Origin of the sequence: Flavobacterium cutihirudinis (assembly GCF_003385895.1) — a bacterium.
In the GTDB taxonomy this organism is placed as follows: Bacteria; Bacteroidota; Bacteroidia; order Flavobacteriales; family Flavobacteriaceae; genus Flavobacterium; species Flavobacterium cutihirudinis.
Genome location: NZ_QRDQ01000010.1, coordinates 166,490 through 178,566, shown reverse-complemented (window position 1 = coordinate 178,566; position 12,077 = coordinate 166,490). Strand labels below are relative to the sequence as shown.

The 12,077-nt window shown below is 35.2% G+C and carries 11 protein-coding genes; 6 read left to right on the top strand and 5 right to left on the bottom strand.

Features of this window, described 5'->3' with window-relative positions; all coding sequences use genetic code 11:
• Nucleotides 1-172 precede the first annotated feature (172 nt).
• A complete protein-coding gene (locus BD847_RS15455; protein WP_115889163.1) occupies nucleotides 173-781 on the top strand; it encodes an RNA polymerase sigma factor in 609 nt (202 codons plus the stop codon).
• 34 nt (nucleotides 782-815) lie between these two features.
• On the opposite strand, the gene BD847_RS15450 is transcribed toward BD847_RS15455, so the two are convergent.
• The 4 genes from BD847_RS15450 to BD847_RS15435 form a co-directional block, all read right to left on the bottom strand.
• Complete coding sequence (locus BD847_RS15450; RefSeq protein ID WP_115889162.1) at nucleotides 816-1,451, bottom strand: HAD family hydrolase; 636 nt, start codon at nucleotides 1,449-1,451, stop codon at nucleotides 816-818.
• Nucleotides 1,452-1,810: 359 nt separating this feature from the next.
• A complete protein-coding gene (gene xylA / locus BD847_RS15445) occupies nucleotides 1,811-3,136 on the bottom strand; it encodes a xylose isomerase (protein ID WP_115889161.1) in 1,326 nt (441 codons plus the stop codon).
• An 8-nt stretch (nucleotides 3,137-3,144) separates the two neighbouring features.
• A complete protein-coding gene (locus BD847_RS15440) occupies nucleotides 3,145-4,626 on the bottom strand; it encodes a xylulokinase (RefSeq protein WP_115889160.1) in 1,482 nt (493 codons plus the stop codon).
• Nucleotides 4,627-4,629: 3 nt separating this feature from the next.
• Complete coding sequence (locus tag BD847_RS15435) at nucleotides 4,630-5,637, bottom strand: GntR family transcriptional regulator (RefSeq protein WP_115889159.1); 1,008 nt, start codon at nucleotides 5,635-5,637, stop codon at nucleotides 4,630-4,632.
• A 217-nt stretch (nucleotides 5,638-5,854) separates the two neighbouring features.
• Between BD847_RS15435 and BD847_RS15430 the strand changes: the two genes are divergently transcribed.
• The 5 genes from BD847_RS15430 to BD847_RS15410 all read left to right on the top strand — a co-directional run bounded on the left by BD847_RS15430 (nucleotide 5,855) and on the right by BD847_RS15410 (nucleotide 9,807).
• Nucleotides 5,855-6,304: a YhcH/YjgK/YiaL family protein gene (locus BD847_RS15430; RefSeq protein ID WP_115889158.1), complete on the top strand. Its 450-nt coding sequence runs from the start codon at nucleotides 5,855-5,857 to the stop codon at nucleotides 6,302-6,304.
• 3 nt (nucleotides 6,305-6,307) lie between these two features.
• Nucleotides 6,308-6,979, top strand: coding sequence for a beta/alpha barrel domain-containing protein (locus BD847_RS15425; protein ID WP_115889157.1), 672 nt, complete (start codon nucleotides 6,308-6,310; stop codon nucleotides 6,977-6,979).
• 9 nt (nucleotides 6,980-6,988) lie between these two features.
• Nucleotides 6,989-7,801 (top strand): SDR family oxidoreductase, encoded by an 813-nt coding sequence (locus BD847_RS15420; protein ID WP_115889156.1) that lies wholly within the window; start codon nucleotides 6,989-6,991, stop codon nucleotides 7,799-7,801.
• A 56-nt stretch (nucleotides 7,802-7,857) separates the two neighbouring features.
• The gene (gene uxuA, locus BD847_RS15415) at nucleotides 7,858-9,045 is read left to right on the top strand and encodes a mannonate dehydratase (protein WP_115889155.1); all 1,188 of its coding nucleotides are present in this window, start codon (nucleotides 7,858-7,860) and stop codon (nucleotides 9,043-9,045) included.
• Nucleotides 9,046-9,243: 198 nt separating this feature from the next.
• Nucleotides 9,244-9,807, top strand: a complete 564-nt coding sequence (locus BD847_RS15410) for a DUF2911 domain-containing protein (RefSeq protein WP_115889154.1) — start codon at nucleotides 9,244-9,246, stop codon at nucleotides 9,805-9,807.
• 58 nt (nucleotides 9,808-9,865) lie between these two features.
• On the opposite strand, the gene BD847_RS15405 is transcribed toward BD847_RS15410, so the two are convergent.
• Nucleotides 9,866-12,070 (bottom strand): xanthine dehydrogenase family protein molybdopterin-binding subunit, encoded by a 2,205-nt coding sequence (locus tag BD847_RS15405; RefSeq protein WP_115889153.1) that lies wholly within the window; start codon nucleotides 12,068-12,070, stop codon nucleotides 9,866-9,868.
• Nucleotides 12,071-12,077: the final 7 nt, after the last annotated feature.

Sequence of the window (12,077 nt, the reverse complement as noted above, 5' to 3'; positions counted from 1 at the left end):
AATAAAACTATACTAATTTGATGGAATTTATCAAGTATTTATTTTATATTTGCAGCTTTCTACCCAATTTATTTGTACTAAATTTCAAATAGAAAACAAGAAAAAAGCACTTTTTTAAGAAAAACGACCCGCTTTTAAACCATAAAATTTAGAAATTTATATATTTGTTTTTATGAAAACTGATGTTTACAGTAATAATGATACCTTAATTGAATCGCTGCGAAACGGTGATGAAAGCGCTTATACCTATTTGATAGATACTTATCATCATAGACTTTGCGTATATGCCAACAGTTTGGTTAAGAACATTTACAGTGCTGAAGATATCGTTCAAAACGTCTTCATCAAAGTTTGGGAACAGCGCACGCGATTAAAATCGGATCACGCTATAAAAAGTTTTCTTTATAAGTTGGTTTACAATGAATTTATCGATTTATATCGAAAAAATCAATCCTTGTTTTCTTTAGAAAAATCGTATTATGAGGCGTTGAATGGCATTATTCAGGAAGAAGATCCTGAATCTTTTCAAAGGGTTATAAATGCTGTTAATAAAGAAATCCAGAACTTGCCTCCTAAATGCAAAGAGGTTTTTATACTTAGCAAAAAAGAAGGTTTAACCAATATTGAAATTGCGGAACATTTGGATGTTTCCATCAAAACTGTTGAAGCTCAAATTACAAAAGCCTTTTCTCTTTTACGTTCTTCGCTTGAAGAAAAAGTAAAAAGCGTTTTGTTTTTGTTGTTCGGAAAAAGAAAATTTTTCAACTCTTTTAATTCATAAAGAAATTAATCTCTTTTCTTTCATATAGAAAAAATCATAAACACGTAAGCTGACGGAGCTGCTCAAAATTTTCAAAAACTATGGCGCCTTCTTCAAGCAAATCTGTTTTGTTATTTTCATTGGCTAGACCATAAACCGTAAATCCACCCGATTTTCCGGCAATTACTCCGGCTTTACTGTCTTCAACTACGATGCAATCTTGTACGCTAAAACCCATTTCCTTGGCGGCATGCAAAAAAATTCCGGGATCAGGTTTCCAACTTTTAATTTGGTAGGAACTAAAGATCTTATTTTCAAATTTATCCAATAAACCGGCTGTTTCCAGATTCAGCCTTATTTTATCCACAGGACCGCTGGATGCCACACAATACGGAATTTCCAAATTATCAATAAAATCAATTACGCCTTCCATTGGCTGAACCTGAGTTTTAAAAGCATTAAAACTTTTTTCTCGGTATTCATTTTCAAAAGATTCAGGGAGTTTTTTAGCAATAGCTTCTTCTATATGACGAAAACATTCTTTTAAATTGCGTCCATTAAAATTACGATAAGCGTCTTCAATTTTCATTTCGAAACCGTGTTCGGCTGCCATCGAAAGCAGAATTTCGTTTCCTATTTTTTCGGTATCAACCAAAACACCATCACAATCGAAAATAATGCACTTTATCATTTTATTGATTTTTATAAAGTTATAATTTGAAAATGTCTAAAATGACAAAAATGAAATTTACAAAAAATAAAACACTTCCCGAAAGGTAAAAACACGCGTTGAAAAAATCTAACACGTAGAAACATAATTTTTTTGTGTGGAAAAAAGAATTTAAAAGAAACAAGTTTCAACACATAGATAAACTATGTGCATTTAAATTAGTGAAACGCCTTTTATAAATATCCAATCCCGATGCATCGGGACTATGTGTTGGAAAAATTGCACACAAAGCATAAAAAAACTAAAAAATCATTTTAAAGCAAAAAAAATCAGGCTGAATTACTCCAACCTGATTTTTTAATTTTAATATTTATAACCAATTAAATATATTGGTTGATGATATTTTCAAACAATTCTTGTTTACCGCTTTGAAGATTTAATTCTCCATTTTCGTGAGCGATCGTATAAAGATCTTTAAGATTTAATTTTCCTTCAGCAAACTCTTTTCCTTTTCCAGAATCGAATGAACTGTATCTTTCTGTTCTTAATTTTTCGTAAGGAGAAGATGTAATGATTTTATCTGCAGTCAATAAAGCTCTTGCAAAAGTATCAGCTCCACCAATGTGTGCCAAGAAAACATCTTCTAAATCTGTAGAGTTTCTTCTAATTTTTGCATCAAAGTTAACTCCACCACCTTGCAATCCGCCAGCTTTTAAGAAAACCAACATTGCTTCAGTAGTTTCTTGGATATTATTTGGAAATTGGTCTGTATCCCATCCGTTTTGGTAATCACCACGGTTAGCATCGATACTTCCTAACATTCCAGCTTTTGCAGCAACTTCCAATTCATGTTGGAAAGTGTGTTGTGCTAAAGTAGCGTGGTTTACCTCGATATTAATTTTGAAATCTTTGTCTAAACCATAATTTTTTAAGAATCCAATTGCTGTAGCCGAGTCAAAATCGTATTGGTGTTTTGATGGTTCCATTGGTTTTGGCTCGATGAAGAAAGTTCCTTTAAAACCTTGTGCTCTTGCATAGTCTCTAGACATTGCTAAGAATTGTGCCATGTGGTCTAATTCTCTTCCCATATCTGTGTTTAGTAAAGACATATAACCTTCTCTACCACCCCAGAATACGTAGTTTTCTCCACCTAAAGCGATTGTTGCATCCAAAGCTAATTTTACTTGTCCACCGGCTCTTGCTACTACATTAAAATCTGGATTTGTCGCTGCTCCGTTCATGAATCTTGGGTTTGAGAAACAGTTTGAAGTTCCCCAAAGTAATTTAATTCCAGATTCTGCTTTTTTCTGTTTTAAGTATTCTGTAATGAATGCCAAACGTTTTTCTGATTCTGCGAAAGTTGCACCTTCAGCAATCAAATCGTAATCGTGGAAACAGAAATAATCGAATCCCATTTTGCTGATAAATTCAAAAGCTGCATCTGCTTTATCTTTTGCAGCCTGATACGGATCTGAAGACTGATCCCAAGCAAATTGCTGTGTTCCTGGTCCGAATGGATCGCTACCTTGTCCACAGAAAGTATGCCAGTAAGCGATGGCAAATTTAAAGTGCTCACGCATTGTTTTTCCAGCTACGATTTGGTCTGGATTATAATATTTAAATGCCAACGGATTATCAGATTCTTTTCCTTCAAACTTAATTTGGCCAATACCTTTGTAGTATTCTTTATCTCCTAAAACTATCATTTGATTTCTTATTTATGTGTTAATATTAGTTCTAATTCTTGTTTCCATTTTTTATATGCCTTCTCATAAGGCGCTTTGTTTTCCAGCGGCGAAAATGTCATTACATGATCATTCTTTGTAATTCCTGATCCGAATTTCTCGTAATCACCATCTTTTAAACCAACTGCTCTTGCTGCGCCAACTGCTCCTGTAGTGTTGTAAATTTCGATTTCGTGACCAATTAAAGTCGCAATCGTATTGGAGAAAATTTCAGAACGGAAAAGATTGTCATTTCCGGCTCTAATAACATTAATTGTTGCATTATCGTCTTTCAGGCATTCCATTCCGTACACAAAAGAAAAAGCAATTCCTTCTAAAGAAGCTCTAAACAAATGCGCATTATTATGGATGTTTAAATTCAGATTTAAAAAATGTGTTCCGATTGTTTTATTGTTGAACATACGTTCAGCGCCATTTCCAAACGGAATTACCACAACACCTTCTGATCCAATTTCGATATTTGAAGCTTTTTCATTCATTGCTTCATAACTTTCATTACCTGTATTATTACGAAGCCATCTGTACTGAATTCCTGCTCCGTTAATATTTAAAAGTTTACCTACTCTTGGTGTTTCCAATTCGTAGTTTACGTGAACGAAATTGTTTACTCTTGTGCTTTTTCCAGAAGATATTTCGCTGACAGCGTAAAATACCCCAGAAGTTCCGCCCGTTGCAGCTACTTCTCCCGGATTCAGAACATTTAATGACAAGGCATTATTTGGCTGATCTCCCGCTCTGTAAACAATCGGAATTCCTGTTGGAAGACCTGATTCTATAGAAGCTTTTTCAGTAACAACTCCCTGATTCGTAAAATTCTCTACAATTTTTGGCGTTAATGACTGATCAATTCCGTAATAATCCAAAAGCCAGTTGGCTACATTATTTTCTTTGTAATCCCAAAGCATTCCTTCAGACAAACCATTTTTGGTCGTCGTTACTTCGCCTGTTAATTTCAAAGCGATGTAATCTCCAGGAAGCATATATTTGGCGATTTTATTGTAAACTTCTGGTTCGTTTTCCTTTACCCATTTTAGTTTCGAAGCCGTGAAATTTCCAGGTGAATTCAATAAATGCGACATGCATTTTTCTTCTCCAATTTCGGCGAAAGCCTTATTACCAATTTCAACTGCACGACTGTCGCACCAAATAATAGAATTACGAAGTGCATTTCCATGATTATCCACGACCACAAGTCCGTGCATTTGATAGGAAATACCAATTCCCTGAATTTTCGACGCATCGATATTAGCTTCGCGAATCGCTCTTTTGGTTGCTGTACAAATGTGTTGCCACCAAATTTCAGGATCCTGTTCTGCCCAGTCCGGCTGAAGCGACAAGATTTCCATTTCGTTTTGAGGTTCATTCAAAACGATCACTTTTTTACCTGTTTCTGCTTCTACCAAGGCTACCTTGACAGAAGAACTTCCAATATCATATCCTATATAATACATAACTTATAATGATTCTCTAACTATTAAATTTGTTGGCACATAACACTGAGTGTCTTCATCATGCGTAATGAATGCCGCCGCTTTGGTTCCTAATTCTTCAAAATCAGTCGAAACAACTGAAATACCTTTATAAATAAATTTCTTCATTGGGGTTTCGTTATAAGAAAGAAAACCAACATCCTTTCCTGGCTCATAATCTTTCGCTTTGCATTGTTCTAAGAAATATCCCAAAATTCGGTCGCTAACACTTATGTAGGCGACATCTTTTTCAATTATAAACTTTTTCGCATCGGTTATAATTTCATACGGAAACTCAAAATCCTTGCAAAATTTCTCAAAAAAGTCAACTGTTTCTTTTGGATGATTAGTGAAATCAGGATAAACAAACTGTAGCTTTTTATATTTTCTAAATAAGTCAGTCGCCTGAGTTAATGCATCATAAAATGCTCCTCCAAAATCCTGAAATACATAATTATTCGTTTTATCTGCTTTAATATTCCAATCGATTAATAATAATTTATCTTTTGAAATTGCCGATAAAACCGGAGCAACTTCTTCATCATCAAAATTCATTACTACATATTTATAGTACTTTCCGATGCTATTATTGATAATCGTTTTGAAAACGTCAATATTATAATGATGAAACTGAAGGTCTGTAATTACATTATCCGGCAGATTGTTTACAAACGAATGATACAAAACTTCTTTGTACGCTTTGAAAGTATCTAAAACTAAAAGTACTTTTCTGGTTTCTCCCGAAACATAATATCCTTTATTGGGTACCGACTCAATTGTTTTTTGATCTTTTAAAATAGAATATGCCTTAAAAACCGTATCTCTTGAAAGCTGATTTGTTTTGCAGATCGCATTAACTGACGGAAGCAAATCTCCTTTTTGCAATATGTTTTCAGCAATCGCATTTGTTATTCCGTTAACCAATTGCTGGTATTTTGGAATATCACTATCGTGATTGATTATAAACTCAAATTTTTCTTCTTCTTTTAGCATGCCGTTCTGTTCCGTTCTGGTCTGCTAAAGTAGTTAATTGTATGATATAAAAAAATACTTTTTACATTAAAAATGTTAACTTTTAAAGAAAAATATTGAATATTAAAGTCTGATGAGTTTAAATAGAAGATGAAAGGTTTATTCTCGAGAAAAACTAATTCTCTTTTAATACTTTTGTGATACACCGTTTACATACATAAACCTTAACAAAAAAAAAATGATAATAGATTCTCTACATAATGCAACAAAGTATTTTGATTTACATCCTAATTTTAAAAAAGCATTCGATTATGTTAATCAGAATGATATTGCCAATCTCGAAGAAGGAAGTTTTGAAATTGGCGAAGGCTTGAAACTGATTGTAATTGAAGGACAAGGCGCTTCGAGAGAAGAAAGCATAAAAGGTTTTGAGTGCCACGATAAAAATATTGATATTCAGATTTCGATAATTGGTCCGGAAACTTATGCCTGGAAACCAAGAGAAAAATGTGTGCAACCAAATGGCGACTACAGTGACGAGAGAGATGTTCGCTTTTTTCATGACAAACCTGATATGTTTTTTGAATTGAAAGAAAAACAATTTGCGATTTTGTTTCCCGAAGATGTTCATGCTGCCATGATTGGCGAAGGTCCAATCAAAAAAATTGTAATCAAAGTTAAAATATAAACTATGAGTACCATTCAAAACACTATAGAGGTGATTCTAAAACAAGGAATGCTTCCACTCTATTTTAATGCAGATGAAAATAAAAGCATTTCTGTTTTGAAAGCATTGTACAAAGTGGGCATAAGAGCCATTGAGTACACAAACAGAGGTCCGGAAGCTGTTTCAAATTTCAAAAAATTAATAGAAATAAGAAATACCGAAATGCCGGATATGTTGTTAGGAATTGGTACAATTAAAAATGTAGCTCAGGCTGAAACCTATTACAATGCTGGAGCAGATTTTTTTATAAGTCCCGGTTTTGTTCCTGAAGTTGCTCATTTTTTAATTGCTAAAAATCTTCTGTATGCTCCGGGTTGCATGACTCCAACTGAAATTATAGCAGCAGAAAATGCAGGCGTTAAATTCATAAAATTGTTTCCCGGTAATATTCTGGGACCAGATTTTATGACTGCGATCAAAGACATTTTTCCGTCCTTAATTTTTATGCCGACTGGCGGAGTAGACACCACCATCGAAAGTATTTCGGGTTGGTTTAATGCCGGTGTTTCCGCTGTTGGAATGGGAAGTAAACTGATCAGCAAAAAACTAATGGATTATGAAGCATACGACACCATTGAAAAGGAGACCAAAAGAGTATTAGACTTGATCGAAACAGTAAAAACCAATATTTCATAAACCATATCTATGAATTCAATATTCAATCTGAAAGGCAAAATAGCTTTAATAACAGGTGGTGCCGGAGTGTTGGGCAGCAACTTTGCAAACGTTTTGGCAGAACAAGGCGTTATTGTAGGCATTGTTTCTCAATCTATTGATAAAGCAGAAAATGCTGCAAGTATACTAACGAAAAATGGCGGTCAGGCTTTTGCAATTCAGGCGAATGTACTGGATAAAGATGATTTACAAAAAGCAAAAGACTTTATTGTTGAAAAATTCGGCCGACTTGATATTTTGATTAATGCAGCTGGCGGCAATATGCCAGGTGCAACAATTGGCCCGGAACAGGCAATTTACGATATGAAAACGGACGATCTTCAAAAAGTTGTTGATCTCAATATTATCGGAACTATGCTGCCTTCTCAGGTTTTTTCTGAACTTTTTGCAAAACAGAAACAAGGAATTATCATTAATATTTCATCTGCAGCAGCACAGCGTCCACTTACAAGAGTGGTTGGCTATTCGGCATCTAAAGCGGCAATTGATAATTTCACAAAATGGATGGCAGTTGAATTAGCGCAAAAATATGGCGAAGGTATTCGTGTAAATGCTATTTCACCTGGATTCTTCATCGGAGAACAAAACCGTGCTTTGTTAGTAACTCCTGAAGGAAAACTAACGCCCAGAGGTGAAAAAATCATCGAACATACACCAATGGGAAGATTTGGAACTCCCGAAGATATTGACGGCGCACTTTTATTCTTGTGCAGTGATATGTCAAAATTTGTTACAGGCACCACTTTAAATATTGACGGAGGTTTTGCCGCGACCAGTATTTAATTCTGAAAAAAATCTGTGAGGTTTTAAAAACGTACTCCAAAAAATAAAAACAAAATATGGAACAAACATTAAGATGGTTCGGTCCTGCTGACCCTGTTTCCTTAGCTGATATAAAACAAAGCGGAGCTACAGGAGTTGTAACAGCTTTGCATCATATTCCAAACGGAAAAGTTTGGACTATTGAAGAGATTCAAAAACGCGAAATCGAAATTGAACATCTTAATGGCAATCCAATAAATGGTTTTTCAGGTTTGAGATGGTCTGTTGTTGAAAGTATTCCGGTTCATGAAGATATTAAAAAACGTACCGGAAATTATCTTCAATACATTGAAAACTATAAGGAAAGCATTCGGAATTTAGCTTTATGCGGAATTAAATGTATCTGCTATAATTTCATGCCTGTTTTAGATTGGTCCCGAACCGATTTATCCTTTACTGTTGCAGACGGATCTAAGGCGTTGCGTTTTGATATAAATGCTTTTGCTGCTTTTGAATTGTATATTCTGAAAAGACCCGGTGCAGAAAAAGAATACTCAGAAACACAGATTCAAAAAGCAAAAAGCTATTTTGAAGCAATGAACGACGAGGAAAAAATAATATTGCAAAAAAACATTCTTGCCGGACTTCCCGGTGCTGAAGAAACCTATACTGTTGAGGATTTTTTAGTCACATTAAATGAGTATCAGCATATTGACAAACAAACACTAAAAAATAATCTCTATTTTTTCTTGCAGCAGATTATACCAGTTGCAGAAGAGCAAGGCGTTTTAATGGCAATTCATCCTGACGATCCGCCTTATCCAATTTTAGGCTTACCGAGAGTAGTGAGCACAGAAGAAGATTTAATAGAATTACTGAATTCAGTAGATTCAAAATCAAATGGATTTACGATGTGTACCGGTTCTTTTGGCGTACGCGCTGACAATGATTTGCTGGGAATAATAAAACGTCACGGCGACAAAATGAATTTCGTTCACCTAAGAAGTACCCAACGAGACAAAGAGGGAAGTTTTTACGAAGCAAATCATTTAGAAGGTGATGTTGACATGTACGAAGTTATCAAAGCAATTCTGGAAGTTGAAAAAAGAAACAATACTATTTTGCCAATGCGTCCCGATCATGGTCATCAGATGTTGGATGATTTAAATAAAAAAACAAACCCCGGTTATTCCGCAATTGGAAGATTAAGAGGTTTAGCAGAATTACGAGGTCTTGAACTGGGAATTAAAAGATCAATATTCTAAAAAAAATCCCAATAACTATAAAATCTAAAATTTATTTCTTCAGCTCTGCCCTTATCATTTAAGCCTTCGCAAAACAAAAAAGTAAAGCGCAACATTTCTTTAGATTATTATCAATTCATTAACAAAAAACAAACTGTAATGATATGATTTTTCTTCATTATTAACTTACTTTGTAGTTATTCTAAAAATTGTAATCTTATGAAAAAAGTTTATTTATTGGCAGTTACATTGTTTGCTGCTTTTACAATTCAGGCGCAAGATGTGGTAAAATTTGCTCCGCTTGATGCAAGTCCGGTTGACATTTCGTATTTCCCAAACAAAGCGGTTAAATTCAAAAAAACGGACAATCCAAATCCGATTGTCAAAGTTACTTACGCAAGACCTTCTGTAAAAGGAAGAACTATTTTTGGTGATGTTGTGAAATTTGGAGAAATCTGGAGAGTTGGTGCGAACGAAAATACTGAAATCAAATTTTACAAAGATGTAACAATCGGTGGTAAAAAAGTAGCAGCTGGATACTACAGTTTATTCGCTATTCCTGAAAAAGATAAATGGACAATCATTATCAATAAAGAATTGGATTTATGGGGTGGTTATGCTTATGACGAAAGCAAAGATGTTGTAAGAGTTTCTGTTCCTGTGAAATCTGTAAACGAAGTAATTGAAGCGTTATCTATTGCATTCACAACGCAGGGTAATGTAGCTAATTTAGTTATCGGATGGGATAAAACAACGGTTGAATTACCTATTACGGTTAAATAATTAATCGTTTTTTCGATATAAAAAAAGAGACATTTTTCAATGTCTCTTTTTTTTGTTTCTAAACCTTAACCGTTTCTATAATTTTATCCAATGTAATTGGTAAATCTCTAACACGTTTTCCAGTTGCATTAAAAACAGCATTTGCAATTGCAGGCGCCATTCCTACCAAAGCGGTTTCTCCCAAACCTTTTGTTCCCATCGGATTGCTAATTGGATCTTTTTTATTGACAAAAAACACTTCCTGTTTTTCAATATCAGCATTTACGGGAACATGATAATCTGCAAAATTGTTATTTATTGGACGGCCAAAACGATGATCAATTTCCAAAGCTTCCATTAATCCCATTCCAATTCCCCCAACCGCGCCGCCAAACATTTGTCCGGCAGAAGTTTTCTGATTGATAACAGTTCCAATATCCGCGCAGGAAACCACATGTGCCAGCCTGATTTTTCCCAAATTTGGATTCACCAATACTTTTACAAAATGAACAGAAAAAGAATAGATTGAATATTTCTTTGCTTCTTCTGCCGCTTTGGATAAATTCTCCACTTCAAAATCTTCCGGTTTGTTACTATTAATAAGTGATGCAAGCGAAATAGATTTTGAGTTGTCTTTTTTAGAAGAAATCAATCCATTTTCAAAAGTCAAATCGGTAATTGGTATTCCTTTAAAAGCAGCATTTTGACTTGCCAATGTCATCACTTTACTTACCAACAAATTACAGGCATCATGCACTGCAGAACCTACAGACGAAGTCGTTGCCGATCCTCCTTGTGTTGGTCCTTTTGGCAATCCGCTTTTCCCCATTTCGATAATGACATTTTCAGGAGCAAAACCAGTAATTTCAGCACCAATTGCCGTCATCATTGTTGCTGTTCCGGGCCCCATATCATTGACACTGCATTGAAGAACCAAATTTCCATCGGCAAGGAATTTTGCTTTAACAGAAGTTGGACTTCTATAACAGCCAAAAGTTCCTGTTCCCATTCCGTAACCAACCAACCAATTTCCTTCTTTAACGGAACCCGGTTCATTTTTACGGTTTTTCCATCCAATTTTTTCCATTCCCGCTTCGTAACATTCCAAAAGAAATTTACTGCTCCATGGTTTATTTTGTTCCAGATCTTTTTCGGCGTAATTACGCTTGCGGAATTCAATCGGATCTAAATTCAATTTATAAGCCAATTCATCCATTGCCGATTCTAAAGCGAAAGAACCTGTTGCTTCACCCGGGCCTCTCATCCAGATTGGCGTACAAGTATCCAACGGCACGATTCTGTAACGTGTCGAAACATTCGCACAATCATAAATAAATCGTGACATGTTTACGGTTCCTTCCATGAAATCTTCATAACTCGAAGTCATAGCAACAGCTTCGTGCGTCAAGCCGGTTAATTTTCCGTCTTTAGTGGCACCTAAGCCCATTTTTTGAATTGTATATGGTCTGAAACCAACATTAGTAAACATTTGTTCACGATGCAAAACTAATTTTACCGGACGATTTAGTTTTTTGGAGCCGATTAAAGCTGCAATTTCATACGGCCAAGTGTGCAATCCCATTCCGAATGCGCCTCCAATATATTCCGAATGTACTTCAACATCTTCTACAGGAACTCCAAAAACTCCGGCAATACTTCTTCTCGTCCCTTCAACACCTTGGCTTTTGGTATACAAAACAGGTTTATTTCCTTCCCATTTTGCAATTATATTCGCCAATTCCATTGGATTATGGACCTCTGTCGGAATTGTATATTCGGTTTCAAGAATGACTTCTGCATTTTTATATCCGTCATGTTCTCCACGATGATAATCATTTCCTTTATCCGTTTCTACTTTTTTCTCTTTATCGGCAGCTTTTTTAAGTTCTGTAGCATGTTCTTCTTTCAGATAATCTGCCTTGATTAAACTTGCTGCATAGCGCATACGCTCAAAAGTATCTGCGATTACAAGTGCAATTGGCTGATCATAATAAAGCACCGAATCATCTTTAAAAATCTGAAGCGGCTGACCAAAATTATGTTTGTCCTTTGCTTTCTCGTAACCTGAAGGCTTGTCTACATTTAAATGCGTAATTACCGCCAAAACTCCCGGCGCCCATTCTGCCTTTTTTGTATCTATGGTTTTAATTCTTCCTTTTGCAATTGTACTTCCAACCAAACAGGCATACACTACTCCAGGCGTTTTATATTCAGCCGAATACGTTGCAGAACCCGTTACTTTAGCAAATCCGTCAACTCTATTTATATTACTTGTCTTGCTCATAATCTAA